The sequence below is a fragment of the Pseudomonadota bacterium genome (assembly GCA_027624955.1).
Lineage (GTDB): Bacteria > Pseudomonadota > Alphaproteobacteria > UBA828 > UBA828 > PTKB01.
The window spans coordinates 1-24,943 of the sequence record JAQBTG010000019.1 but is presented as its reverse complement, the minus strand read 5'-3'; the positions used below and the strand labels follow the sequence as shown (position 1 = coordinate 24,943).

Sequence of the window (24,943 nt, the reverse complement as noted above, 5' to 3'; positions counted from 1 at the left end):
CCCGGAACAGGATGCGTTATTGAAGCGGCGGCGGCAGGGCAATCTCACCGAGCACGGCACCGCTATTGAGATCGACGATCAACACGCGCCCGCCTGCCCCGCCGCTCTGGACATGGAGCACCAGCCTGCCGCCTTCCACATCCATGCTCAGGAGGCGCGCATTCGACCCAAGCCCGAGCTGTTCGATGCTAACGCGAAACTGCGTCGCCCTCAGTGCCGGCGAGAGTGCCGGCGAGGGCGCAGGCGCGTCCGCAGATACCTTAGCTGCTCCGCCGCTCAAGGATACTGCCGCTTCCTTGGATTTTTGCAAAATCTTGACGCCGATTACCACCAAGCCGGCAACAATCAAAACGCCCATGACAATGACGGCAATTCTGAGAATGGAAATGGGAATCATTTGAGTCCAACCGGCTCGCTATGGTGAAATCGGCCATGCCGAATGTGGGAGAAACCTTATACCGCCTGCGCGCCGGAGACGAGCGCGCACGTCTCGACAAATTTCTGGCAGCCGCGCTGCCCGATATCTCACGCACGCGCCTCAAGGGATTGATCGAAAGCGGCCATGTGCGCGTCGGCGGCGAGACGATAGCCGAGCCGGCATACCGGGTCAAACCCGGGGCGGAAATCGAATTGACGGTGCCGGAAGCCAGCAGCGAACTGGCCCCAGAGCCGCAGGCGATGGCGCTCGACATTCACTATGAAGATGACGACCTGATCGTGGTTGACAAGCCGGCTGGGCTGGTTGTGCATCCGGCGGCCGGCAATCCCGACAGAACATTGGTGAACGCCTTGGTCGCCCATTGCGGCGCCAGCCTGTCCGGCATCGGCGGCGTGCGCCGGCCCGGCATTGTGCACCGACTCGACAAAGACACCAGCGGCCTTCTGGTGGCGGCCAAAAACGATGCCGCGCATGCCGGGCTCAGCAAATTATTCGCGGCGCATGATTTGGAGCGCGCCTATCTCGCCCTGGTATGGGGCTCACCCTCCCCGGCCGCCGGCAAGATCGAGGGCAATATCGGCCGTAGCCCGAAAAACCGCAAGAAAATGGCAATCGTGACGCGCGGCGGGCGCACGGCTCTCACCCATTACAAGGTGCGCGAACATTTGGCCAATAGCTGCTGGAGCTTGGTGGAATGCCGGCTCGAGACCGGCCGCACCCACCAGATCCGCGTCCATTTGACAGCGCATGGCCATACCGTGGTGGGTGACCAGCTATATGGCGGCCGGCGGCGCGGTTCGGCCAATGCGCTGCCGCCAAATGCGGCCGCTGCTCTGGAAGGTTGGCAACGCCAAGCACTGCATGCCTTTCGCCTGGCCTTCAAGCATCCGGTGAGCGGCGAATATGTAAAATTTACCAGCGAGCCGCCGGCCGACATGCAGGCACTTCTCGCGGCGGGACGGGAATAACGCCGGCGTCACGGGCGATACATGAATCCTCTCGGCCCGGCCAGGCCGGGCAATAGCGGGCGCACACGCTCGACCCAGGCGCAGAGGAGCGGCCTGGTGTCGCGCGGATCGATCATGTCGTGCAGCGAGAAGGATTCGGCGCGCGGCGCGGTGGATTGGCGCCGCATCATTTGCTTTTCCAGTTCCTGGCGCCGTGCTTCGGGATTCTCGGAGGCGGCGATATCCCTGCCGAATGCCACCGCGACCCCACCTTCCGCCGGCACCGCGCCGGTTTCTGCCGATGGCCAGGAGACGACATAGGCGTCCGTCGCGTAATGCGCCGCCGCCGCGACGCCGAAGGATTTGCGTACGATCACCGACGCCCATGGCACTTGGCAGCTCGCTACCGCAAGCACCGTCGCCGTGCCGTAACGGATGGTTCCTGCCGCTTCGGCGGCGGCGCCAATCATAAACCCGGGTTCATCGACGAAGCTCACGACCGGCAAATGGAAACTATCGCAAAGGTCGATAAAGCGCCGCGCCTTCTGCGCCCCTTCCGCCGTCATCGCGCCGGCCAAATGATAGCTGTCATTTGAAAGGATGCCGATGGGCTGGCCGCCGAGGCGTGCCAGCGCAGTAATCTGGCCGCGGCCATAGAAGCGCCCCATCTCAAACAACGAGCCGCTGTCCACCACCATCGCCAGGAGCGCGCGCATATCAAATAGTTTGCGCCGGTTGCGCGGCACGATCGAAAGCAAATCCTCTTCGCGCCGGGACGGCGGATCGTCGCACGGCGCCGGTTCCGCGACCTGCCACACATTCTGCGGCATATAGCTGAGAAAGCGGCGGACCTGCGCCAGCGCATCGGCCTCGTCCGCGGCGATATTATCGACCACGCCATTGCGCGTATGGACGGCGGCACCGCCAAGTTCCTCCTTGGTATTTTTCTGCTTGAGCGCGCGCTCGACGACGGCGGGGCCGGCGACCAGCACCTGAGATTCCGCCGTCATCACCGAAAAATGCGACGCGACCAAGCGCGATGCCGGCAGGCCCGCCACTGGGCCGAGCGCCGCTGAAGCCACCGGCACCATCGACAAAGCCTGTGCCACCGAGCGGAAACGCGGCGGCGTGTAAGGTGGGTCTCCAACAGTCTTGGAGCCGGCGCCGGCAACACTGCCGCCGCCACCTTCATGCAGGCGGATGAGCGGCACGCGGTATTGGCAGGCGAGACTTTCGGCATAGACGCTCTTGCGCAATCCCGCTTCGTTGGGCGAGCCGCCCCTAAGCGTAAAATCCTCACCACCGACAATGCAGCGCCGGCCATCGAGCGTGCCGAAGCCAAGCACGTAGTTTGCCGGCGTGAAGCCGGTTAACGCGCCGTCTTCATCGCGCTCGGCAACGCCTGCGGCGCCACCCATTTCCTCGAAACTTCCTTCATCGAGCAAGGTTTCCACGCGCTCGCGCACCGTAAGACGGCCTTTGGCGTGCTGGCGGGCCACGCTGTCCGCGCCGCCCTGCTCCTGAGCGATCGCCCGTTTCCGCGCCAGCTCATCGATTTCTTCTTGCCAGCTCATGCGAAGCGCTCAGCCATTGGTCACGTCACCGATCGCACCGGCGATCACACCGGCGGCGCGAAGCGCGGCGATGCGATCCGGGCCGACGCCGATTTCGCCGAGGATTTCATCCGTGTGTTCGCCCAGCAGTGGCGCACCACGGCGAATGTCGGCCGGCATCATATCGAAGCGCGCGGCGGGGCGCGCCTGACGCAAGCGCCCGGCATGAGGATGGTCGCTCTCGACGAGAATGCCGCTCGCCGCCACCTGTTCGTGCTGGATCAGCTCGTTCCGCGTTAGCGCCGGTGCGCACGGCACGCCTGCCGCCTCCAAGCGCTCCAGCCAGTCGGCGTTGGTGCGGGTTTTGAGCACTTCCTGGATGAGCGACAGGCGGGCGTCGATATTTTGATCGCGCAATGCCGGTGTGGTGAAGCGCGGGTCTTCCAACCATTCGGGCCGTTCGAGCGCCTGAATAAGAGCATGCCATTCGCGGTCGCTCATCACCGCGACGCTGATATGGCCGTCCAGGGTGCTGTAAATCAGGTCAATGAAACTGGCGGCGCGCTGGGCGCTCACAGGATTATCAACGAAAGTTTGGCCGCCCATATCGGAAGACCATAGAAAAGCCATCACGGCATCGAGCATGGAGAGGCGGACATGCTGGCCTTGGCCGCTGCGCTCGCGCGCCAGCAGAGCCGCGGTGATCGCCTGGGAGGCGGTGACGGCGGTCAGCTTATCGGGCAGGATCGTGCGCACCAGGCGCGGCGGGTTGTCGTCCGAGCCGCCCTGGACGGAGGCGAGGCCTGATACCGCCTGGATAATCGGATCATAGACCGGCTTGGCGGCATAAGGCCCGCTTTCGCCGAATCCGTTGAGCGAAACATAGACAATATCGGGCCCTACCGCGCGGACATCGGCTTCACCCACGCCCAGGCGCTCAACCACACCGGGGCGAAAATTTTGAACAAAAACATCGGCGCTGGCGGCAAGGCGCAACAAAATCTCGCGCCCGTCTGGGTTCTTCAGATTGATGGCAATCGAGCGCTTGTTACGGTTGTTGTTGAGGAAGCTCGCTGCGAGCCCGCCTGACCGATGACCGCCGGCGCGCACATGGTCGCCGCTGAACGCCTCCACTTTGATCACATCGGCACCCTGATCGCCCAGCATCATGGTGGCGAACGGACCCGAGATCATGGTGGTCAGGTCGACAATCCTAAAGCCGGTCAATGGCCCGCCGGCTTCCGCGCCGACACCCACGCTGTTCTCTCCAACCATCGGTTTTCAATCCACGCAAATTATGACGCGTCAGTATAAGGACATTCGCCGCGCCGCGTCTGCGCTCAATCGTCGAAGGGATCCTGAACCAAGATCGTATCGTCGCGCTCGGGGCTGGTGGACAGGAGCGCCACCGGCGCCTCGATCAGTTCTTCGATGCGGCGAATATATTTTACCGCGCTGGCCGGCAGTTCCGCCCAGGAGCGCGCGCCTCGGGTGCTCTGTTGCCAGCCGTCGAAGCTCTCATAAACCGGCTCCGCCTCGGCCTGTTGTGCGGCCTGGGACGGCAAATGATCGATCTCTTGGCCGTTAACCTTGTAGGCAGTGCAGACTTTGAGTTCTTCCATACCGTCCAGCACATCCAGCTTGGTCAGCGCGATGCCCTTGATGCCACCGATCTTGACCGCTTGGCGCACCATCACTGCGTCGAACCAGCCACAGCGCCGCCGCCGGCCGGTGACCGTGCCAAACTCATGGCCGCGCTCGCCGAGGCCCTGCCCCACCGCATCTTTCAGCTCGGTCGGAAACGGGCCCGAACCAACTCGCGTGGTATAGGCCTTGGTGATACCCAGCACATAGCCGATCGTGCCCGGCCCCATGCCGCTACCCGCCGCCGCCTGCCCGGCAACGGTGTTGGAAGATGTGACATAGGGGTATGTGCCGTGATCGATATCAAGCATGGCGCCCTGCGCGCCCTCGAACAGGATGCGCTTGCCGGATCGCCGCACACTGTCGAGGCGGCGCCATACCGCGCCGGAATATTGCAAAACATGCGGTGCCACGGCGCCCAGTTCGGCTCTCAGAGCTGCCTCATCGACGTCGGCGATGCCGAACCCCCGGCGCAAAGCGTTATGGTGCAACAGCAACTCATCCATACGCGCGTCGAGCGCCGCCAACGAGCTTAGGTCGCACATTCGTATCGCGCGCCGCCCCACTTTATCCTCATAGGCGGGGCCGATGCCGCGCCCTGTGGTGCCGATGGTTTGGCCACCACGTGCTGCTTCGCGCGCCTGATCCAACTCGCGGTGCAGTGGCAAGATAAGGCAGGCATTCTCGGCGATCAGGAGGTTTTCAGGGGTAATCTCCACGCCCTTGCTAGAAATTTCTTCGATCTCGCGCTTGAGCGCCCAGGGGTCCACCACCACACCGTTGCCGATCACGGAAAGTTTGCCGCCGCGCACAACGCCGGACGGTAGCAGGCTCAATTTGAACACCTTGCCGTCGATGACCAATGTGTGGCCGGCATTATGGCCGCCCTGGAATCGCACCACCACATCGGCCCGCTCCGACAACCAATCGACAATCTTGCCCTTGCCTTCGTCGCCCCACTGGGCGCCGACGACCGCAACATTCGACATAAGATCCTATTCCTCGAGCTGAGCGCTGGCGATGCCGCCTTTGGCGTAAAGATGGCTGCAACCGAGACGGCGCGCTTCGGCGCTATCATCGCTCGACGGCGAAAGCGCCGCAACCGCAATCCACCCACCGGCGCGCAATTCGGCGGCCGCTGAGGGCGTCGTTCCGAACGGAAGAAAGATGCGCTTCGGCGCTTCGCCACGAGGCACTGCGCGCAACACAGAATCCATGTAGAGCGTGCAGCCCGCCGCGTCTTCGCCGGGCGCGCCGTTTGTGGCCAGCGGATAGCGCCCACCACGACCGAGTTCTCCGCGTACACCCTGGACGAATAGGGTGAAGCTCACCCCGGTCTGATATTCAAATCCGCGGCGCTCGACTGGATCAATCGTCACGCTGAGATCGGGCGCCGCCGCAAGCACGAGGTCGGCGACCCGACGCAAGGCGCCAGCCGCGCTCTCAGCACCCTCGGGGAGATCAAGCCGCGATAAGGCAGCGAGCGCCGGGCGGGCGGTTCCAGTCGCCGTGAGCAGGCCCTTCAGCACCTGTTCCGCGCTGCCAGCCAACCTGGCAATGTCGGCGTCATCCTTGCGATCAAGAGCACCGCGCAGCGCCGTGTAGGATTCGGCCGGCAAGTCCAATCCATTGAGGATCGCCGTCACCAAAGTCGGTGCACAAAGGTCTACCGTCAAATTCTTTAGGCCCAACGCCGCCAGTCCTTCAACAGCAAGCAATATCACTTCTGCATCGGCGTGCAGCGAGGACGCACCGATCAATTCAAAGCCGACCTGGGCGAATTGGCGTTCAGGCCGTAATTCGCTACCGAGCACGCGCAAAATATCTCCGCTATAGCTGAGCCGAAGCGGCCGCGGCGCGCGCGCGAGGCGCGTCCCCGCGATGCGCGCGACTTGCGGCGTCATGTCGCTGCGGAGCGCCATCATGCGGCGCGACACCGGGTCCATCAGGCGGAAACTGCTCTCGGACAGGCCAGCGCCGGTGCCGCTCAACAAGCTATCTTCAAATTCGATAAAGGGCGGCTTTACGCGCTCATAGCCGTGGCTATGAAAACAGGCGAGCAAGTGCGCGCTGAGCGCCGCTTCGCGCGCGGCATCGGGCGGCAACAGGTCCTGGAGACCCTCCGGCAGGAGGGCTTTGCTTGCGGTGTCATCCATGGTGAGCGGAGTATTTGCATACTTTGTTGGCGCTCTCAAGCGCCGGGCGGCCCCGCCTGTCGGCAAACCAGGCCTAAGGCCACTCCGCTACGCCGTCTCGCAGAGCTTTCTCAAGCGCCGCCGAAAGTTCTGCTCTTCGAAAAGGTTTGGCCAGATAGATCGAACCTTCGTCCGGCAAGGCTTGATGTTGCACCGCATCGTCAGCATAGCCAGTCATATACACGACCTTCAAGTGGGGAACTCGATCGAGCATCAGCAGCGACATTTCCACACCATTCATGCCGCCCGGCAGGACGATATCAGTCAACAAGAGGTCGAACTCACTGTCTTTCTCCAGCCGCGCCAAGGCCGTTTCCGCCGTTCTCGCCGCGGCCACATGATATCCCATATCCTTGAGCAGTTCGATCGCCAGGTCGCGGACGTCCGCATCATCTTCGACGAGGAGTACGCGCTCGCCTTTCGCGGTACGGATCGCCGCGGCGGCCTGGTCGTCGCCGCTCTCAGCGAGCGCCATCGCGCGCGGCAAGAAAATCTTAATCCTTGTGCCATCGCCGGGAGTACTTTCAATTTCCACGTGGCCGCCCGACTGTTTGACAAAACCATAGATCATGCTCAAACCGAGCCCTGAGCCTTTGCCCACTTCCTTGGTCGTGAAGAAAGGCTCGAAAACATGTTCCAGCGCTTCGCCCGGAATGCCGGTGCCATCATCGCTGACTGACAACAGCACGTATTGCCCTGGCGTGACTTCCGACCGCGCAGCAGCAAATTCTGCATCAAGCTCACAATTGGCGGTCTCGATAAACAGGGCCCCGCCATCGTCCATGGCGTCGCGCGCGTTGATCGCCAGATTAAGCAGAGAATTTTCTAATTGCGGCCGATCGACCTCACACAGCCACAGGTTTTCGGCCGCCCCGATATTTACCTCAATCGTTTCACTTAGAGTTCGCCGCAGCATATCGATCAAGTCTGCCACCAATTCATTCACGTCTATCAGCGAGGGTTGCAGCCTCTGCCGGCGGGAAAAGGCGAGCAATCGATGGGTCAGGGCGGCGCCGCGTTCGGCCGCGCGCACACCACGTTCAATGAGGTCTTCCGCGCGCTCGTCGCCAGCAACCGTATCGCGCACCAATTCCAGATTGCCCATCATGATCGCTAGAAGATTGTTGAAATCATGCGCAATGCCGCCGGTTAACTGACCCACTGCCTCCATCTTTTGCGCTTGGTGCAGTTGTTCTTCCGCCTGCTTCAGTTCGGTTATGTCCTGCACCGTTCCAACGCGGCGGATCAACTTCCCCGTCGCCTCATATTCGAAAACCGAATGCTCCCGAAGTGTGCGTACATCGCCGTTGGAGCGGACGATTCTATATTCATGGGTGTGAGGCTCGCGCGGCACGGCATGATTCACCATATTGCGCATAAAGCGCTCGAAGTCATCTGGATGAATGCAATCTAAAAATCCTTCGGCGCTGGGGTCAAAAGACTCTTTATCCCGCCCGAATATCCGATAGCACTCGTTTGACCAATGGCGGGTTTTGGCGATCTCGTCATTTTCCCAATTACCAATATGGGCGATGCGCTGCGCTTCCTCGAGGCGCGCCTCGCTATCGCGCAGCGCCGCTTCGGCCTGCTTGTCCGCCGTGATGTCTATGGACGCGCCGACACAGCGCTTGCCCATTTCCTGATCTTCATCGGTAAACCGGGCATGCGTCGAAATGTGACGAATTATGCCGTCGGACCGGACAATGCGGTGATCCATTACGTAGGTCCCGCCGGATCGTGAAGCCGCCGCCCAGGCGGCACTCACGGCATCGCGACTCCGGGTGAACAAAACCGAGATATTCCTCAAAATTGATCGGATGGGCGCCTTCCACGAGCCCGTATATCTGGCACTGGCTGGCTGACCAATGCACCAGCGCTTGCTCGGTTCCGCTATAGTAAATTACCCAATTGCCGACATTCGCGACATGTTGAGATTCGAGCAGCCGGGCCTGGCTCTCTTCCAATGCGGCCAGAGCCGCTTTGCGGGCGGAAATATCCTCAACGATGGCGATGCGGCTATGCGGCCTGCCGGAAATATCGCGGGTTATCGAGACGGAAAGATGCGCCCAGAGAACACTGCCATCTTTGCGCAGAAAACGCTTCTCCATGTCGAAGTTGCTGATTTCTCCGATTATCAGTCGATCCGCCAAATGAATGTTATCAGCGCGATCGTCGGGGTGGGTGATTTCGGAGAAATGCTTGCCAACAAGTTCGTCGACGCTATAGCCAAGCAACCGGCCAATCGCCGGATTGCATTGTTGGAACACACCATCACGGCCCGAAATGATAATGCCGCTTGGCGCCTCCTCGAAGATTGCGCCGAAGCGCCCTTCGCTATCGGCCAACGCCTGCTCAGCGACGTGAAAATCGGTGATATCTGTCAGTGTGCCGACGGTGCGCCCATGTCGCCCCTCAGCATTTTTCAACATCGCGCCGCGCGAGCGCACGATGCGTTCAACGCCATCCTTCCTAATGATGCGGAAGATCAAATCATAGTTGCCGCCGGCGGCCGCCAGGCGGTCATTTTCCGCCTGTACACGTGCGACGTCTTCGGGATGAACAAATTCCAGAAATCTCCGGTTCGTGACCTCTAACGCGCGGTTGTCGTAGCCAAAAATACGATATTGCTGCGCCGACCAAAATTCCTCATCCGTCGCGAGATCGCGCTCCCAAGAGCCGGTATTGGTGACGAGTTGCGCCTCCGCCAGCCGGGCCTCGCTTCTTTGCAGCGCTGCCTCCGCCTCACGGCGCGCGGTAATGTCCTCGATCACCACCGTCATATACAAAAACTCGCCGTCCAGGCCGAAGTTTGGCGTCGATGTAACTTCGGCCGAGATCGCTCCACCGTCCTTCGTCAAATAGCGTTTCTCGAGCCGATGATAAGGCTCCTCTCGGGCGATCGCCGGGAGCCGGTATTCTTGCCCCGAAGCGACATCCTCGGAACGGGTTAACTCAGCAAAATTTTTGCCGTTGAGTTCACCAGGTTCATATCCCAGCATCATGCAGAGCGCCCGATTGGCCTGCAGAATTCGGCCGTCGAAATCGGCCAACACGATCCCCACGCCGGCACTCTCGAACGCCGCGCGAAAGTGGCTGTCGCCGATCTCAAATGGGGCATTTTCGGCACTCGGGGCAGCACTCGTAGCGGGCTTGTGCTGAAGCAGGCAGACATCGTCCTTCATCCGCTTCTGAGGCGCGATGGCGCGGCCGTCATCGGGCCGTTTCAGAGAGCTCATCGAAGAGGCCGATCCGCACAAACAGGCACAATCATACGCTACGCGATACTCGCCACCGCATCTTTGACCGCCCGGGCGATTTCCACCGCCCCCGGCGTGTCGGAATGGACGCAAATCGTTTCGCATTTCACGTCCAGCAATTTTCCGCTCACCGTTTGCACTTGGCCGTCGCGTGCCGAGCGTAGCGCCTGGGCCGCGGCCGCTTCTGCCGAGACCGGCTTATGCTGGCGAGTGATGACGATCTCGCCGTCGTCGTTGTAGTCGAGATCGACATAGGTCTCCCAAATCACGTCGACTCCTTCATCTTGATACCAGTTGCCCATGCCGGTTCCCGACATCGCCATAAGCGGCACCGCGAAGGCTTTTGCGGCGCGGGCAATCGCGCGCGCGACTTTTTCATCGCGCCACGCCGCGCCATAGAGCGCGCCATGCGGTTTGACATGGTTGAGCGCCATGCCCTCTGCGTCGAGAAAGCCCTTGAGCGCGCCGACCTGATAAATGATGCAGGCGGTAAGTTCCTCCGCTTCCATTTCCATCCGACGACGGCCAAACCCGTCACGGTCGGGATAGGACGGATGGGCGCCGACCCGCACGCCGTGTTGCTTGGCCAAGCGCACAGTTTGGCGCATCACTGATGGGTCGGACGCGTGAAAGCCGCAGGCAACATTGGCGACGGAAATCAGCGGCATGATGCCAGCGTCATCGCCGCATTTATAGATTCCGTAGGCTTCGCCCATATCGCAATTGAGATCGATGGTCATTGCCGCTATTTCCTCTCTATACAGGGGCCTCGGCCACAGTCTAGGGGTCACCACAAGGCCTGCCAAGCTGGCCCACCGGCAACCGGCACCAGGACAGGGAAAATACGGTGAAAATTTTAGTTTTGCAGCATATTGCGGTGGAGCATCCGGGTGTCTGGCGCGATTACATGCGTGCCGGCGGCGTGGCGTGGGACGCGGTGGAACTGGACACTGGCGAAAGCCTGCCATCGCTTGAAGGCTATGACGCGCTGATCTCAATGGGCGGCCCAATGGATGTGTTCGACGAAGCCGAGCATCCTTGGCTCAGAGATGAAAAAACGATTATCCACGAAGCCGTACGCGAGCGCGCGATGCCATATCTAGGGGTTTGTCTCGGGCATCAATTGTTGGCCGATGCGCTCGACGGAGAAGTCGTGCGCATGGCTGTGCCGGAGGTCGGGTTGATGGAGGTGTCGCTCACCTCTGCCGGCCGGTCTGATCCACTGTTTGCCGGTTTGGATGAGCGCCTCGCCTGTTTGCAATGGCATGGATGCGAGATTGGGACAGCGCCAACAGGCAGCGAGATCTTGGCAACTTCGGACCTTTGTCCGGCCCAGGCGATCCGCGTCGGCAGGCATGCCTATGGCTTGCAGTTCCATGTCGAATTGACGGCCGAGACGGTAACGGAATGGGCCGGCGTACCGGCCTATGAACAATCTCTCGAAAGCGCTCTCGGCGTCGGCGCTTTGGCGCGCCTCGATGCCGACATCGCGACCAACCTGCCGCTATTTAACGCGACGGCCAAGCGTATCTACGAAAACTTTATCGCGCTTGTGCGGTAAGCGCGCTTGGCGCAACAAATAAGCGGCACCTCTACAGAGATGTTGCTTACAGCTGGCGCTTAACGAGACTCAACCACAAGACATTGAGTTTCGCGACCCGCGTTCAATCCACTTCTGAAACATAGTCGAGGAACTTACCGCTCGGCGCCCGCGGAATTTCGTCGTGATAGGTAAAGGTGATTTCAAACGGATATTGGAAGCGCTCGTGCAGCCAAACCACAAGCCTTTGCTCCTCGTCGCTGGTGAGCGCGCGGCGCACCACCATCTTCATCTCCAGCTTTTTCTCCGCGCGGCGCACGATTTGAAACTGCACCACGTGATCGAAACCATCGAGAATGTCTTGATAATCCGGGTAATGGGTTTGTCCGTTGGGCAGGCGTACCATATTGCGCGTGCGTCCGAGCACCCGATTGATAACTTGATACTGCCGTCCGCAGGCAGCCTTGCCGCCCACTTCGGCGAAATCCCCAACCTCATAGCGGATCAGAGGCATGGCAAAATTATGCATTGGCGTGACGATCACATTGCCGACCTCACCGGCGCTGCAGTCCCGCCCCGCCGTGTCCAAAAACTCGACGTAGGCACCCTCTGGCTGAACCAATAATTGCTCCGACTTCGGACACTGAAGAGCGATATAGCCGGTTTCCTCAGTACTGTATGTGTCGTAGACGGGTGCGTCCCAGGCTTCGCGGCAGACGCGTCGCACTTCGGGGCGGAGAACCTCCGACATCGTGTGCACCCGTTTGATCGACGGCAATTCGATCCCTTCATGCAGGCAATGCTTGGCCAGAGCTTCCAAAATCGACGGATAGCTCAGCAGATAATCGGGTTTGGTGCGGCTGAGCCATTCGGCCTGCTCATGCGTTTTGGAATTGAGATTTAGGATTACGGCCGGGCCGGTGGCAAAAGGAAATCCAGCGCCCCATCCGCGCGCGCGAACGCCTTCCGGATACGTCGCGGTATCGGCGTTCTTTTGCGTTTTAATGGCGCCGTATGTGACGCTCATATCGTCGCCGTTCCACAGATGAAAGCGCGCGGCGAAGGCCAGCCAAAAGAGCTGCACCAGCCTAGTTTTTTGGACCCTTACCGGCGTTCCAGTGGAACCGGAAGAAAACACCTCGCTCACCCGACCATGCGCTTTGGGCACCGCTTCGGATTGCAAAGCGGTGAAATTTTCTTGGACGTCGGCCCGCGTGAGCAGCGGAATTTGCCGCCAATTTTCCGGCGTGAGCGGCGCATCCACATCGAGGCCGATTTGTTTGAAGCGCTCGCGGTAAAACGGCACGTGACGCCCGGCATGGCGCAACAACAGCGTCATTTGGCGGAACTGGTAACGCCGAATGCGCTCCGCCGGCCAATGCTCGCTGCGTTCCATCTGATACAATAGGCTAAGGACAAAAGCCGTCCGTTGGTCGGGAAATGCCGGCCACGCCATTCCCGCAATCTTGGGAAGAACGTCTCCGCCACGCACACTGAAGTTGCTCTTGCGGGCCTGCGACGCCGCACCCGGACTCGCACTGTTCGGCTGAGCCGGATCATTTATTATTGCCGTCGGCTTTCTTGGCGTTGCTTACGCTAATTCAGCTTGCGGTTTTGAAGTTTGGTTTTCAACTGATCTCGCAAGGTATTCTTGATCACTTTTCCCATCGCATTCTTTGGTAATTCGGACAAATGAATAATCATCGCGGGCCGTTTGTGGACCGCGATATGGTCCTGGCAATAAGCAATCAAATCCTTGTCATTGGTTGACTGTGAATTGCGCACGACAAATGCCGCGGCCACTTGGCCGAGAACTTTGTGCGGCCAGCCAAGCACGGCGGCTTCGACCACTTCAGGATGGGACAAAAGTACATTCTCAAGCTCAATCGGATAAAACTTTGCGCCCTGGTTATTGATCACGTCGTCGGCTCGGCCCTTGTGGTATAGATACCCCTTCGCATCGATTGACGCGAGGTCACCGGGATAAAACCAGCCGTCGCGAAATGCGCGAGCACTGGCCTCCGGATTGTCAATGTAACGACTGGCAATTCCAGCGCCGCGGTAGCGCACCTGACCGATTTCTCCGGGCGCTAAGCGCGTTCCAACGTCATCGACAATTTCTGCCTCCACCCCCTGCACGACGCGGCCCAATGCCTCGGGGCGAGCATCCTGATCGGCGGGCGTTGCCATCACCAACAAGCCAGCCTCGTTGGCGCCAAGTTGTTCGTAAAAATTATCAGTTAACTTTCGCCGCGCCGATTGACGGTCTTCCCATTTGAGTGGCGAGCTGCCGACGACCATTGCGCGCACATCTGGAAACAACGGTTCCCTATCGCTATTGAAATTTAACAATACTTTGGTATGCGCCGGCGTGAGCTTCACATAGCTGACGTGCTTTTCCTGGATAAAAAGCGCGAGTTCTTCGACCGAGTTTGCATGATCGGCAATAACTGTGGCGCCAACCCGCAACATGCCCATGCATACGTTCCGCCCGATATTGAAGGACAGGTGATTCAGCGATAGGCAGCGGTCCTCTGCGCTCCACTCTTGCACGATTGCGTAACGCCTCAACAATTCCGCCATCTCGGCATGACTGCACAAAAATGTTTTAGGCGTGCCGGTCGTGCCTGACGATTGTACGAGGAGGATCGGCGCATCATCACCGATGTCGGGCGCATCCACCGGCGGTGCTCCCGTGCGGAGCAGGTCTTCGGCTGCTATATTCAGCAGATCTTTGCCAAAAGGCCGCGGCCCCTCACCACTCTCCGCGCCGATCGCAGTCGCGGATATTTTTGCTCGTGGCGCAATCACAGCATCCACTGATACACCGGCCAGGCTTTCCTCGACATCGCGCCGCGAACCGGAATCGGAAAGAGAGAAGATGATCGCGCCCACCCGCGCCAACGCATAAAGCGTAATCAAATGATCGGCGGAATCTGGCAACATCAGAGCGACGGTATCGCCGTGACGAATTCCGACCGCATGCAGGCTTGCCGCTCTTTCGCGCACCAATCTCGCCAGTTCGCCGTATGTAATGAGCCGGGCGCCGTCCTCAATAGCAGGATGGTCGGGCCGCGCAAGGGCGTGATGATCAAGAATATCGGACAGATTCATGTTCGACTGGGCCTGCAAGCGGCCCTGGCTCGCGCACGCATTATCACGTTTTTCTGACCGCCTCGCCGTTTCTCAGGCGCTCGTTCAACAGCTCCCGCAAGCGGATTTTAACCACCTTACCCATCGGATTTTTAGGCAATTCAGTCAAATATTCAATAATGCGCGGCAGCTTATGGGCGGCGATTTTCTCGCGGCAAAAATCGATTATCGCCTCGTCATCAAGTGATTCCGAACGACGTACGACAAACGCAACCGCAACTTCGCCTTGGCTTTTATGCGGCCAGTCGAGTACGGCAGCCTCGATCACATCAGAATGGGAGAGCAACACATTCTCAAGCTCGATCGGGTAAAATTTTGCGCCCTCGTTGTTGATAACGTCATCTGAGCGGCCTTTGAGAAGTACAAACCCATCTTCGTTGATGGCTGCCAGATCGCCGGGGTAAAACCACCCGTCCCGATACGCGAGCGCTGTAGCCTGCGGGTTGTCATAGTAAGAATCGACGACGCCTCGCCCTTTAAGGCGAATGTTCCCGACGTGCCCATGTTGCAGCGATCGGCCTTAATCGTCCACGACCTCCGCTTCTACTTCTTCGATTAATCTGCCGACGGATTCCGGATGGGCATCCTGATCTTCCGGCGTGGCGACCGCGACAAGGCCTGCTTCGTTGATGCCGTAGGTTTCAATGAGGTTGGGCGTCAGCCGCCGGCGAACGAGTCTTCGCTCCGCAGGAGACAGTCGAGAGGTCGCGACCAGTAGCTTCAAAGCCGGCATCATTGGCTTGTCACCTGTGGTGAATTCCAACAAATACCTCAAATGGCTGGGAGTAAGAAACGTGCAGTTGATTCTATTCTTGGCTGCGTAATCGAATAACGTATCGATCGTGGAAGCATGATTGATGACAACCGTTGCTCCCAGATGAAGCATTTTGATGCATCGCCAAATGCCGGCGACAAAGGCAAGGTGAACGACAGATAGATAGCGGTCAGACACCGTCAAACCTGTGTATTTTATGTACAACGAATTCCAATACAGGATTTGCGAATACCTCAAGGGAATCCGTTTTTGAGATCCTGTGGTGCCAGTCGAAGTGACGATCATCGCTATCCAATTTTCGTCAAATTCCGCTCTTGGCGGGGCCTCGAGCGGCGCATTGGCGGCGCTCCGTCCGCACATCTCAAGCACGTTCAGATAATTGACGCCGTCAGGAAGGATTGCGCCAGGATACGAGACCATGGCTTTGAGCGCCAAACCCTGGGCTGATCGTTCGCGTTCCAGCTTCGGCAGCGTAGGGTCGAGGGCAAAATTTATCGCGCCCAGTCTGGCTAGCGCATAAAGCACAGCAATATGATTAACGGAATCGGGCAGCATAACCGCCACGACATCGCCCGGCCGGATGCCCGCCAAATGAAGATTAGCCGCCGCCGTCGCTACGCGTTCGCGCAGTTCAGAATAAGAGACGATGAGCCCACCGTCTTCGATGGCGGGATGGTCGGGCCGCTCAAGCGCGTGCTGGTCAATAAATTCGGCTAGGTTCATGTCTGATCTTATCAAAGGCGTGGCATAGCAACCCGAAAATCGGGCGCATCGACTTTAGCCTGAATAGGGAAGCTCCTCGGGCGGAGCGCCCTGCGCCGCGCCAAATTCCCGGATATGCGATCAATCACCCGTTGCTTCCGCGCGCATCTGTCGTCCGCACCCCTGTTACCGAGGTTAATTCACTGATTTCACACATATTTTTGACTCCCGGCCCGCATGCCGCACATAGGCGGTTGGCAACGCGTTCACGCGCTATCAACCCTCCGCTACCACGATCTCAACCCCTTGATAACAAATTAACTAATTACTATATGCAGTAAAGCTAAACAGGGATTGGCGACCAATTTGTCATCGGCGTCACATTTAAGACGCAATTCCAGTGTTATAGTAGAATGAACTGACCCTAGCGATATGGCGATTTCCGCCGCTTCGATAGGGTGGCGAAAACGAAAAGGCAATTGGGAAGAGGATAGGATTATGGCGGCGAGTTATCCGACAATTCGTGACCAAAATGGCGTCTCGCAATATTTGCGCGAAATTCGCCAATTTCCGATGCTTGAGCCGAATGAAGAATTCATGCTCGCCAAACGCTGGCGCGAGCACGAAGATTCCGAAGCCGCCCATCGTTTGGTGACGAGCCATCTCCGCCTGGTCGCGAAAATCGCGATGGGCTACCGCGGCTATGGCCTGCCCGTCAGCGAATTGATATCCGAAGGCAATGTCGGCCTGATGCAGGCGGTAAAACGCTTTGACCCGGACCGTGGATTCCGCCTCGCAACCTACGCGATGTGGTGGATTCGCGCCTCGATCCAGGAGTATGTCTTGCACTCCTGGTCGCTGGTAAAAATGGGCACCACGGCGGCGCAAAAGAAACTGTTTTTCAATTTGCGCAAAATCAAAGGCAAATTGGAAGCGATCGATGACGGCGACCTCTCGCCGGAGAATGTGGAATATATCGCCGCGGCCTTGAATGTGCCGGAACGTGATGTGATCTCGATGAACGGGCGGATGCTGGGGCCGGATCAGTCGCTCAATGCGCCGGTGCGCGAAGAAGGCGGCGGCGAATGGCAGGATTGGCTTGAAGACCCAGAAACTGATCAAGAAAGCCTGGTCCTGGAGAGCGACGAATTGGCCCATCGCAGCACCCAATTGGTGCGCGCGATGGATGTGCTAAATGAGCGCGAAAAGCATATTCTGAGCGAACGTCGGCTCAAGGAGGAGCCCGCGACGCTAGAGGAATTGAGCAAGGTTTACGGCATCTCGCGCGAACGGGTGCGCCAGATTGAGGCGCGCGCCTTCGAGAAACTGCAAAAGACGATGCACGCCTCGGCTCAGCAGGAACGCGAGAATGAACGCACCGCCGCCGCCGAGATGGCGTAGGCGCTAAATCATTCCGTAAACTACCAACGCATCATAGATATACGGATGCCTCGGGCTAGAACGCCGGAGGCATCCGGCTGTTGGGCCAAACGCTTTAAGCACGTATGATGGCGGCTTCACGGCGAAACGCTGGGCAGGATGGCCGGGCCGGACTGCCAGGCAGGGCGAAAGACTCACGCGATGTATGACGGCGATATTGTTGATGCGCACCACCATTTGTGGGACCTAGAATCCGGTTGGTATTCGTGGTTGACCACGGACCGGCCCAAAGAAATGGTGTTCGGTGACCCAACGCCGTTGGCGCGAAATTATCTGTTGCCGGAATATCTCGCCGACATGGCAGAGGTTCGCCTTGTCAAATCAGTCCACATCACAGCGGCGCATACCACCGGCGATCCCACCGCCGAGACGCGCTGGCTACAGCAGATGGCGGACCAACACGGTTTTCCGCATGGCATCGTCGTCAGCGCCGCGCTCGAGCAAGCGGGGCTCGAGCAACATCTCGAAGAGCAGGCCGCTTTCGCCAATGTGCGTGGCGTTCGCCAAATTGTGAGCTGGCACGAGAACCCGGTCTTTAACTTCACCGCGCGGCCGGACGTTATGGCGGACCCTGCGTGGCGCGCCGGCTTCGGGCTGTTGGCCAGATATGGACTGTCTTTCGACCTGATGTTGTTCCCGACGCAATTGCCCGATGCGCTGGCGCTGGCGCGCGCCTTCCCCGACACCCAGATTATTCTCAACCATACCGGCAGTCCGGTGGACCGCGACGAAGCCGGCTTGGCGCGCTGGCACAGCGGCATGCAGGCACTTGCCGCAGCGGAGAACGTCGCGGTAAAAATTTCCGATCTCTGCGCTTACGATCACGACTGGACGGTGGACAGTTTTCGCCCCTTCGTGCGCAACACTATCGAGTGGTTCGGCGTTGAGCGTTGCATGTTTGCCAGCGACTTTCCGGTGGCGGCGCTGCATGGCTCGGCGCGCGATATCTATGATGCGTTCAAGGAAATCGTCGATGATTACGGCGTCGACGAACAGCGCGCTTTGTTCCACGACAACGCCGTCAAATTCTATCGCCTCGACTAAGTCGGATCGCGTTCAGACCCTGGCGCGTCCAAATCCCACTCCTGGGCGAGCGCGTCGTGCGCCGCCTGATAGCGCCGCTTTCTCACGTCCAACACCAATTCGAAGGCCACTTGCCACACCATCGGCACGGCGATCGACAATAGCCAACCGCCGAGCGCGGCGCCATAGATCGTCAGCCATGTCTCTATTCGCCCGGCTGGCGATACGATCATGCCGGCATTCAAGCTGTAATGCAGGCTACTCTGCACGAACGGGATGACGCCGGCGGCGTTACTGACGCCGACCGTCCGAAAAAGATAACGACCCGGCTGGTTGTCGACGAGGAACGCGACCAGGGTCGGCAACATGCCGCCATAGAGGATAATAAAGGTCGGTAGCGCGGTTATCGCCAGGGCGATGCCGCCAACCGTCAGCCCCGACGCAATGACGAACACAAAAAATATGTAGTTGCGCCGCCGGGTCGATGGTTGGGGCTTGGCTTGGCGCTGGACACGACGGGCGCGCCGCGCCATTCCGGCGCTGTTCATTACAACCCCCCGCCTACCGCAGCGAGGCAAGAAACCGCCAGGACGATGCAGCTGATGGCAAAGGCGGCGCGCCGGCCATGCGCTCGCGCGACAATGTGGCGCGCCGCATAAAGCGCCTGGAAATGCGCCATCATGCGGGCATGGTGGTTTTGGCGGGCGACGGCATGGGCGTATTCCTCACGGTCGGCCGCTTGCTCGTCCCGATCATCGACCAACCGTAGCAACGCACTCAAATCTCCGGAATTTATGACGGCGGAGAGTTGCTCCGCAACGCGCGCGCGACGAGTACGGCTGTAATATCCTGTGATGGCGGGCTCCAAGTCGGCGCCGATCCAACGCGCCAAATTGCGCAGCGGGCCGTGACTGTGGAACTTCTGAAGGCGAGCGAAATAAGCCAGATCATGGATACAGTCTTGAGACGCCAAAACTGCGCCCGCAATGTCATTGTCCGCGCGTTGCTGCTCATACAAGCGCGCAATTGATCGACGGTCCAGCGCCCCGGCGGACCGTCATAGAGAAGCCCGGCCAACAAATCCTCCATATCCTGCGAGCAGCGTAGGTGCCCGGCGAACGCCCGATAGGAGCCGCGCTCAATCCGCTGCAACAAACGCTCGGTCGTATTGTCTTGATCAGGCCAACGGCCGCTCAACAAAGTCACGACCGTCACGCCGAGGGCAAACATATCGCTTGCCGCTGTGCCGTCGCCGCGGCCGGCGGGTGAGGCCAGGGCGCTTTCTATCGGCTCGAAGGCGTCGGGTTGATCCAAACCCGGCGGCGCGCTAAGGCATTCTCCAAGCACCGCCGGTCCATCGGCCTGGGCTCGGAAATAGAGATTGTCGGGGCGAATAGCACGATGGGCCAAACCGGCGCGGTGCAGCGCGCGCAAGCCGTCTTCGAGGGGCGAGAGGATGCGATCGATAATCGCGCGCTCATCGAGCCTGTCCGCCAGTACGCCATCGCGTACCATAAGCTTGCCGCCCGCCGGGCGCTCCAAAATTAAAACCATCTGTTGATGCGCCGCGCCGGTTACCGTCACCGCACCCTGCGCCACCGCGCGCAACATCCCGTCGGAATCGACCGCTGCAAAATTTTCGAACTGTGCAAACCTGCCATAGCCGTTGCTTTGCAGGATAAGCGCGAAGTGCCGGCGGCGGCCGCCTTCCAAATCATGCACGCCGTAGGCGTCGGCCTGCGGTGAATCGAGATGGTTCAAGCGTTCTGCAAATTGAACTTCATACCGCCCACCGATAGCGGCGCCCGCACCACTAAGCAGCAGCGTTTGCGGCAGACCCGCACATTCTGGATCAAAGGCGCTGGGCTTCGGGTCCATGAGCGCTAGAGCTGCATGCTGGTCAGAAATTTCTTGTCACTGCGACAGCAGATTCATGCCGTAACGGTGCAAAACATGTTTCTGGTCTTGAGTTTCTCACACAGCGCCACCGCGCCTTTTTGATCGCTGAACGGGCCTGCCTCGATACGATAATAGACTCCTTTGCCGGGGCCTAGATCGACCTCGTTCACACGCCGTGAAAGCTCCCCCAACAAATCGGCATGGCGCTGCTTTAACGTCTCCCAGCCACGCTGCGCGGCTTCTTGCGAACGGTAGGACGCCAGGTGGACATGCGCTCCGCCCTCTGCGTCGGCGATCTCCGGCGTCGCCGCAGATGCCGGCGGATCGCCATTCTCGCCTACCGCCGGCGCCTCCACATCACCTGGTGTATCGGCCGATGTGCCGGCGGCTTGTTGAGCGGTCGATCGTGCGCGAGGCCCGGTGGGTGGCCCAGCGGGTGGCTCGGCCATGGCGATAGCCTGCGGGATTTGGCCCTCGGGCATGGCCATGATCGGTGCCAATTTATCCAGCACATGGCCGCGCTCCACGGCATAACTTTGCGTTGAGATCATGCCGCGTTGCAGCAGGGATTCAAGGGTCTCCACACGATAGCTAACTTCGGAGATGTTGGGAGACGCGTCGCCATGGCTGCGCGACCAAGCGCCGCCGAGGCGTGCCAAGAGTTCGTCTTCACTGATGAACCCTTCGGCGAAAAGATCCTGGAGAACGGATATCCTTTCATCCATGCGCGCGCGCCAATCTGATTCGAGGTTCTGCTGCATCGGCTCGAGAGCGGCCTCAATCGGGCTGTCGGTGTTGCGCGCGGCACGGGCGATCACGGCGCGGTCGAGCACGGCAAGATTGTCGCGCGCGACTTCGGCAATGCTGCGGTCGGAGTCTTCTTCCGTCAGAACGGTGCCGGAAACGTCGCTCGGGTTGCGCCGGATCAGTGTGCTATAGAGGGCGCGTGCTTCACTCTCGCGCCCGGTCTTCTCGTACACTATCGCCATGTTCAGCAGGGCGAACGGATTGCTAGGGTTTATGGAAAGCGCCGAATCAAGATAGATTTCTGCATAGGCATAGTTGCCCGTCTCAATCTCCCGATAGCCCTTGTTGACCAGGTTTTCATCGCTCGACGCCGGCCTGCCGAGCGTCGCCTCCTTAAACATCTGCGCCATCTCGGGAAGGTTTGAGCCGCAGGCACTCAGCAGCAGGCCGGCCGCCAAGGCGCCGACCACTGCCAGGCTCATAATCAGGTCGCGCCAACCCGCAATCCGCGGTTCGCTGTCGCGCTCAAAATAGGCCATCGCTTCAACTCCATTAACCCATTACGGGCGGCCCGTGAAAACGCCGCCCCGGTAATCGGATTCGAGCACAAACACACTTAATAATTAGTAAAACACCGTGTGGATTCGCGACCGGCAGCGCGCGGCGCTTCTCCGCCCTGTTCTGTTGCTTTTGCCGCCTCCGCAAGCTATGTGTGGGCCGCAGCGCCACCAACGTCCCCATCGTCTAGTGGCCCAGGACATCGGCCTCTCACGCCGAAAACGGGGGTTCGACTCCCCCTGGGGACGCCAAAATTTTCAATGGGTTTAGAAACTAGCGCTCAAACGTAGCCAACTTTTACCCAATAAGCGTTGCGGAAATGGCGCCTGAAAGGCCCATGTAGAGCGACTGACTCCTATCTCACGGTTTCGCGGTAGATTGGCACCTTCGCGCTTTTCAGTAGTGCGGTGGCGGCACGTTTTCAGATGGTTTTCCCAAGTTATCGTTGGCAAGCTCTCTGAGTTTCTCGTTTTGCCGTTGGGCCTGCTTGCGCAATTGGTCGATTATCTCTCCTTGGTCCGCAACAACGGCGGAAAGTTCCTCCTGCATATTTTCAATGTGGGCGAGCCGAGATTCGAGTTCGTTGATGCGATCAGTTGTGTCGGTCATGTGTGATTTCCAGGTGTTCGCGGGTTTGGCTACGGGTGATCGAGGCGTTCGAGGCGCAATTGGTACCAATCCCTCTGCCCGGAAGCATACGGCACTAGTGTTTATTCCAGAAGCTGTTGGTGACTCGCCCGCACGAAGTTACGGCGTAATTACCAATTTGATTTTGGCTGAGCCTTTGGACGTGCTCAAAAGCCGCCATGCGATTCACATTGTCCCGGTCCTGCCCTACCAGCGGAGCAAGTCAGCACCAGCCCGACCAAATTTGTTAGAGATTTCATTGCAAAGTGGAGATGTCAGCGAACCACCCAAGCATTCTCGCAATTCAACTGGCGGCGGCGTGTTCTATTACATTGCCGTCAAGTATGACGGGTGCGGCTTTTCCGCCATAAAAACCAAATATGTCGCGCTCGCGGGCAGCGGTCTCGCCAGGGTCGCCTCCTCGCGCACATAATCAGGCAGGCGCAACAGAGGATCGGACGGTACCCGTTCATCAATAATGCGCTCTTAAATTAGTGGGTCCTGTTGACCGACCGCATGACCCATCACCGCCGTTCCTCCGAACCAAACGATGGATTCCTAGAATCACTCGCGGATTCCTATCCCAACCGAGCTCTTCAACAGCTTCAGCCAAAAACGGGCATCCGCAATACAGCGAGTGCTACGACCATCTGAAGTCGAAAGGTAAACGGATTGGATCCGCCAATTTCATCAAGTGAGTAACCAAGAACAGAAATTTAAACACATAAGTTGCATAATATATTCATATTTCAACTTTTGTATTGGCGTATTCCAGACCACTAACCAAGTAAATCCATGATTTTTCGTGACTTATGAACGCACTCGGCCAATCGCGCTGTCTTTACAGCGATATATTCAGCCGCTGAGGATATTCATAGAAAATTAACTAAGTTATTGATAAAATGTTTTCATTGTCTACATACCGACAGCGTTGAAAGTGCTTGTATGACACTGAACTTCATTCGGCGGATCGAGTGGTCCTCCGACCAGTTTCTGCCGCCGAACGAATCATTCCATCTGGATGAAAGACAGCGCGAGAAAATGTTCGTTATCGCGCATTTTGTGTCGCCGATCTGTGTGATTATCCCGTCGCCAATGCTCTTTGGCCTGGCAGGCATGAATACGCCACTATTTTTTGGCATCGCACTCGGGTTTTCCGCATTTTACGCCCACCATTTTCCTCAATTGTGAATAGGTATCCACGGGTTTCCGGCTAATACAATTCTCACGCTTTTTCCCAACATCAAAAATTAATTTAGGTGGAAGGCATGACCTCGCATAAGAAGATAAGCACCATTACTCGGCGGAAGGCGATTGCTTCCGCCTCATCCCTGATCCTTGCGTCGTCAATTGCGCCTGGTTTGATCGGCACCGCTCGGGCGCAGCAAAAGACCCTAAAGATTTTGCAATGGAACCATTTTGTGCCGGCGTTTGACGAATGGTTCAACGAAACTTTCGTTAAGGAATGGGGTCAGCAGAATAACACCCGCGTGGTGGTCGACAATGTCGGCATGACCAGTATCAAGGGCCGCGCGGCATCGGAAATCGCGAAACGCTCCGGTCACGACATCTGTATGTTCCTGAGCCCACCTGCCGCTTACGAAGACAATGCCATTGATCACCGTGAGATTTATGAGGAATGCGCGCGGCGGTACGGCAATCCGCTAGACCTCGCCATCAAGAGCACGCTCAATCCCAAGACAGGAAAATATTTCGGTTTTTCAAACAGCTACGTGCCCGACCCCGTCAACTATCGGAAAGACCTGTGGGACGACATCGGGATGGTGCCCGACACTTGGGACCGCATCATGGAAGGTGGCCGGAAAATCAAGAAAAAGCACGGCATCCCCGTGGGTCTTGGCCTTTCTCCGGAGTTGGACAGCAATATGTTCCTGCGTTCCATCATGGCTGCCTTCGGTGCTTCCGTGCAGAATGCCGATAGCAGCCTGGCGCTCAAATCAAAACATACCCTTGAGGCAATCAAATTCGTCAAGGCGCTATTTCGTGAGACCATGGACGACGACGTCTTTACATGGGACGCATCTTCGAATAACCGATTCATGCTGGCCGGGCGGGGGTCGCTGACGCTCAACGCTATTTCCATCACTCGGACCGGCGAGACTCAGAAAATCCCGATGGCTGACCAGATTTATTTGCTGCGCCCGGCCAAGGGACCGGTCACTGATTTAGGCCTGATGCATTTTATGAACGCCTACGTCATCTGGAACTTCGCCGAAAACATCGATGGGGCGAAGACATTCCTCGTCGATCTTGTAGGCCAGTCGCGGAAGGGTTTTCTCGCCAGTAAATTCTATAACATGCCTGTTTGACGTCAGCGCCTATGGAACAAACTAGTCGGATTGCATAAGGGAGGGTTTCTGGCTCATCGTAGTGACCGAAGGGAACGAAGATGAGACAGAAATCGCAGACACGCCAGACCGGTG

General features: G+C 58.7%; 23 protein-coding genes, 1 tRNA gene and 1 pseudogene. 8 read left to right on the top strand and 17 right to left on the bottom strand.

The window, feature by feature from the left end; all coding sequences use genetic code 11:
- Positions 1-16 precede the first annotated feature (16 nt).
- On the bottom strand, positions 17-397 hold the full coding sequence (locus O3A94_09185; GenBank protein ID MDA1356427.1) for a hypothetical protein: 381 nt from the start codon (positions 395-397) through the stop codon (positions 17-19).
- 35 nt (positions 398-432) lie between these two features.
- On the opposite strand from O3A94_09185, the gene O3A94_09180 reads away from it, so the two are divergent.
- The gene (locus O3A94_09180; GenBank protein ID MDA1356426.1) at positions 433-1,407 is read left to right on the top strand and encodes an RluA family pseudouridine synthase; all 975 of its coding nucleotides are present in this window, start codon (positions 433-435) and stop codon (positions 1,405-1,407) included.
- 8 nt (positions 1,408-1,415) lie between these two features.
- Here the strand turns inward: O3A94_09180 and O3A94_09175 are convergent, their stop codons facing one another.
- From O3A94_09175 to pxpA, 7 genes are all read right to left on the bottom strand, one after another.
- Positions 1,416-2,960, bottom strand: a complete 1,545-nt coding sequence (locus O3A94_09175) for a propionyl-CoA carboxylase (GenBank protein ID MDA1356425.1) — start codon at positions 2,958-2,960, stop codon at positions 1,416-1,418.
- Positions 2,961-2,969: 9 nt separating this feature from the next.
- On the bottom strand, positions 2,970-4,214 hold the full coding sequence (locus tag O3A94_09170; GenBank protein MDA1356424.1) for a CoA transferase: 1,245 nt from the start codon (positions 4,212-4,214) through the stop codon (positions 2,970-2,972).
- A gap of 65 nt (positions 4,215-4,279) precedes the next feature.
- Positions 4,280-5,572 (bottom strand): adenylosuccinate synthase, encoded by a 1,293-nt coding sequence (locus tag O3A94_09165; protein ID MDA1356423.1) that lies wholly within the window; start codon positions 5,570-5,572, stop codon positions 4,280-4,282.
- A 6-nt stretch (positions 5,573-5,578) separates the two neighbouring features.
- On the bottom strand, positions 5,579-6,739 hold the full coding sequence (locus O3A94_09160) for an ATP phosphoribosyltransferase regulatory subunit (protein ID MDA1356422.1): 1,161 nt from the start codon (positions 6,737-6,739) through the stop codon (positions 5,579-5,581).
- 73 nt (positions 6,740-6,812) lie between these two features.
- The gene (locus tag O3A94_09155) at positions 6,813-8,495 is read right to left on the bottom strand and encodes a response regulator (GenBank protein MDA1356421.1); all 1,683 of its coding nucleotides are present in this window, start codon (positions 8,493-8,495) and stop codon (positions 6,813-6,815) included.
- A complete protein-coding gene (locus O3A94_09150; GenBank protein ID MDA1356420.1) occupies positions 8,425-10,014 on the bottom strand; it encodes a PAS domain S-box protein in 1,590 nt (529 codons plus the stop codon). Before O3A94_09150 ends, O3A94_09155 begins: the two co-directional genes overlap by 71 nt.
- Positions 10,015-10,052: 38 nt before the next feature.
- The gene (gene pxpA / locus O3A94_09145; GenBank protein ID MDA1356419.1) at positions 10,053-10,775 is read right to left on the bottom strand and encodes a 5-oxoprolinase subunit PxpA; all 723 of its coding nucleotides are present in this window, start codon (positions 10,773-10,775) and stop codon (positions 10,053-10,055) included.
- 107 nt (positions 10,776-10,882) lie between these two features.
- Between pxpA and O3A94_09140 the strand changes: the two genes are divergently transcribed.
- Positions 10,883-11,596, top strand: coding sequence for a type 1 glutamine amidotransferase (locus tag O3A94_09140; GenBank protein ID MDA1356418.1), 714 nt, complete (start codon positions 10,883-10,885; stop codon positions 11,594-11,596).
- A gap of 103 nt (positions 11,597-11,699) precedes the next feature.
- On the opposite strand, the gene O3A94_09135 is transcribed toward O3A94_09140, so the two are convergent.
- The 4 genes and pseudogenes from O3A94_09135 to O3A94_09120 form a co-directional block, all read right to left on the bottom strand.
- Entirely contained in the window at positions 11,700-13,031 is a 1,332-nt protein-coding gene (locus O3A94_09135; protein ID MDA1356417.1) for an AMP-binding protein, read from the bottom strand.
- A gap of 140 nt (positions 13,032-13,171) precedes the next feature.
- Positions 13,172-14,689 (bottom strand): class I adenylate-forming enzyme family protein, encoded by a 1,518-nt coding sequence (locus O3A94_09130; protein ID MDA1356416.1) that lies wholly within the window; start codon positions 14,687-14,689, stop codon positions 13,172-13,174.
- A 43-nt stretch (positions 14,690-14,732) separates the two neighbouring features.
- Positions 14,733-15,017 carry a hypothetical protein gene (locus O3A94_09125; protein MDA1356415.1) on the bottom strand — a complete coding sequence of 95 codons (285 nt, stop codon included), beginning with the start codon at positions 15,015-15,017 and terminating at the stop codon, positions 14,733-14,735.
- A gap of 99 nt (positions 15,018-15,116) precedes the next feature.
- Positions 15,117-16,151: pseudogene (locus O3A94_09120) on the bottom strand (class I adenylate-forming enzyme family protein).
- Here O3A94_09120 and O3A94_09115 point away from each other — a divergent pair.
- The 3 genes from O3A94_09115 (at position 16,095) to O3A94_09105 (ending at position 18,689) form a co-directional block, all read left to right on the top strand.
- Positions 16,095-16,220, top strand: coding sequence for a hypothetical protein (locus tag O3A94_09115; protein ID MDA1356414.1), 126 nt, complete (start codon positions 16,095-16,097; stop codon positions 16,218-16,220). The pseudogene O3A94_09120 and the gene O3A94_09115 sit on opposite strands and share 57 nt — an antisense overlap.
- 483 nt (positions 16,221-16,703) lie before the next feature.
- Positions 16,704-17,606 carry an RNA polymerase sigma factor RpoH gene (gene rpoH / locus O3A94_09110; protein MDA1356413.1) on the top strand — a complete coding sequence of 301 codons (903 nt, stop codon included), beginning with the start codon at positions 16,704-16,706 and terminating at the stop codon, positions 17,604-17,606.
- 180 nt (positions 17,607-17,786) lie between these two features.
- Complete coding sequence (locus O3A94_09105) at positions 17,787-18,689, top strand: amidohydrolase family protein (protein MDA1356412.1); 903 nt, start codon at positions 17,787-17,789, stop codon at positions 18,687-18,689.
- On the opposite strand, the gene O3A94_09100 is transcribed toward O3A94_09105, so the two are convergent.
- Genes O3A94_09100 through O3A94_09085 form a run of 4 tightly spaced genes read right to left on the bottom strand, consistent with a single transcriptional unit; the run spans position 18,686 to position 21,853 of the window.
- Positions 18,686-19,216 carry a hypothetical protein gene (locus O3A94_09100; protein ID MDA1356411.1) on the bottom strand — a complete coding sequence of 177 codons (531 nt, stop codon included), beginning with the start codon at positions 19,214-19,216 and terminating at the stop codon, positions 18,686-18,688. The genes O3A94_09105 and O3A94_09100 overlap by 4 nt on opposite strands.
- On the bottom strand, positions 19,216-19,449 hold the full coding sequence (locus O3A94_09095; protein MDA1356410.1) for a hypothetical protein: 234 nt from the start codon (positions 19,447-19,449) through the stop codon (positions 19,216-19,218). Before O3A94_09095 ends, O3A94_09100 begins: the two co-directional genes overlap by 1 nt.
- An 11-nt stretch (positions 19,450-19,460) precedes the next feature.
- Positions 19,461-20,546, bottom strand: a complete 1,086-nt coding sequence (locus O3A94_09090) for a hypothetical protein (protein ID MDA1356409.1) — start codon at positions 20,544-20,546, stop codon at positions 19,461-19,463.
- Between the two features lie 53 nt (positions 20,547-20,599).
- Complete coding sequence (locus O3A94_09085; GenBank protein MDA1356408.1) at positions 20,600-21,853, bottom strand: SPOR domain-containing protein; 1,254 nt, start codon at positions 21,851-21,853, stop codon at positions 20,600-20,602.
- A 194-nt stretch (positions 21,854-22,047) separates the two neighbouring features.
- On the opposite strand from O3A94_09085, the gene O3A94_09080 reads away from it, so the two are divergent.
- Positions 22,048-22,123: transfer RNA gene (locus tag O3A94_09080), tRNA-Glu, on the top strand.
- Between the two features lie 145 nt (positions 22,124-22,268).
- On the opposite strand, the gene O3A94_09075 is transcribed toward O3A94_09080, so the two are convergent.
- Positions 22,269-22,481 (bottom strand): SlyX family protein, encoded by a 213-nt coding sequence (locus O3A94_09075; protein MDA1356407.1) that lies wholly within the window; start codon positions 22,479-22,481, stop codon positions 22,269-22,271.
- A gap of 97 nt (positions 22,482-22,578) precedes the next feature.
- Here O3A94_09075 and O3A94_09070 point away from each other — a divergent pair, with 97 nt between their 5' ends.
- Both O3A94_09070 and O3A94_09065 read left to right on the top strand, forming a co-directional pair.
- Entirely contained in the window at positions 22,579-22,932 is a 354-nt protein-coding gene (locus O3A94_09070) for a hypothetical protein (protein MDA1356406.1), read from the top strand.
- An 835-nt stretch (positions 22,933-23,767) separates the two neighbouring features.
- Positions 23,768-24,829, top strand: a complete 1,062-nt coding sequence (locus tag O3A94_09065) for an extracellular solute-binding protein (protein MDA1356405.1) — start codon at positions 23,768-23,770, stop codon at positions 24,827-24,829.
- The last annotated feature ends 114 nt before the right edge of the window (positions 24,830-24,943 follow it).

Bases quoted from the DNA above. Each gene is read 5' to 3' on its own strand.
- O3A94_09085 (MDA1356408.1), bottom strand. From the start codon at position 21,853: ATGGCCTATTTTGAGCGCGACAGCGAACCGCGGATTGCGGGTTGGCGC.
- O3A94_09155 (MDA1356421.1), bottom strand. From the start codon at position 8,495: ATGGATCACCGCATTGTCCGGTCCGACGGCATAATTCGTCACATTTCG.
- pxpA (MDA1356419.1), bottom strand. From the start codon at position 10,775: ATGACCATCGATCTCAATTGCGATATGGGCGAAGCCTACGGAATCTAT.
- rpoH (MDA1356413.1), top strand. From the start codon at position 16,704: ATGGCGGCGAGTTATCCGACAATTCGTGACCAAAATGGCGTCTCGCAA.
- O3A94_09180 (MDA1356426.1), top strand. From the start codon at position 433: ATGCCGAATGTGGGAGAAACCTTATACCGCCTGCGCGCCGGAGACGAG.
- O3A94_09130 (MDA1356416.1), bottom strand. From the start codon at position 14,689: ATGAATCTGTCCGATATTCTTGATCATCACGCCCTTGCGCGGCCCGAC.
- O3A94_09185 (MDA1356427.1), bottom strand. From the start codon at position 397: ATGATTCCCATTTCCATTCTCAGAATTGCCGTCATTGTCATGGGCGTT.
- O3A94_09065 (MDA1356405.1), top strand. From the start codon at position 23,768: ATGACCTCGCATAAGAAGATAAGCACCATTACTCGGCGGAAGGCGATT.
- O3A94_09170 (MDA1356424.1), bottom strand. From the start codon at position 4,214: ATGGTTGGAGAGAACAGCGTGGGTGTCGGCGCGGAAGCCGGCGGGCCA.
- O3A94_09135 (MDA1356417.1), bottom strand. From the start codon at position 13,031: ATGGCGTGGCCGGCATTTCCCGACCAACGGACGGCTTTTGTCCTTAGC.
- O3A94_09105 (MDA1356412.1), top strand. From the start codon at position 17,787: ATGTATGACGGCGATATTGTTGATGCGCACCACCATTTGTGGGACCTA.
- O3A94_09165 (MDA1356423.1), bottom strand. From the start codon at position 5,572: ATGTCGAATGTTGCGGTCGTCGGCGCCCAGTGGGGCGACGAAGGCAAG.
- O3A94_09150 (MDA1356420.1), bottom strand. From the start codon at position 10,014: ATGAGCTCTCTGAAACGGCCCGATGACGGCCGCGCCATCGCGCCTCAG.
- O3A94_09115 (MDA1356414.1), top strand. From the start codon at position 16,095: ATGAAGATTAGCCGCCGCCGTCGCTACGCGTTCGCGCAGTTCAGAATA.
- O3A94_09090 (MDA1356409.1), bottom strand. From the start codon at position 20,546: ATGGACCCGAAGCCCAGCGCCTTTGATCCAGAATGTGCGGGTCTGCCG.
- O3A94_09075 (MDA1356407.1), bottom strand. From the start codon at position 22,481: ATGACCGACACAACTGATCGCATCAACGAACTCGAATCTCGGCTCGCC.
- O3A94_09175 (MDA1356425.1), bottom strand. From the start codon at position 2,960: ATGAGCTGGCAAGAAGAAATCGATGAGCTGGCGCGGAAACGGGCGATC.
- O3A94_09100 (MDA1356411.1), bottom strand. From the start codon at position 19,216: ATGAACAGCGCCGGAATGGCGCGGCGCGCCCGTCGTGTCCAGCGCCAA.
- O3A94_09160 (MDA1356422.1), bottom strand. From the start codon at position 6,739: ATGGATGACACCGCAAGCAAAGCCCTCCTGCCGGAGGGTCTCCAGGAC.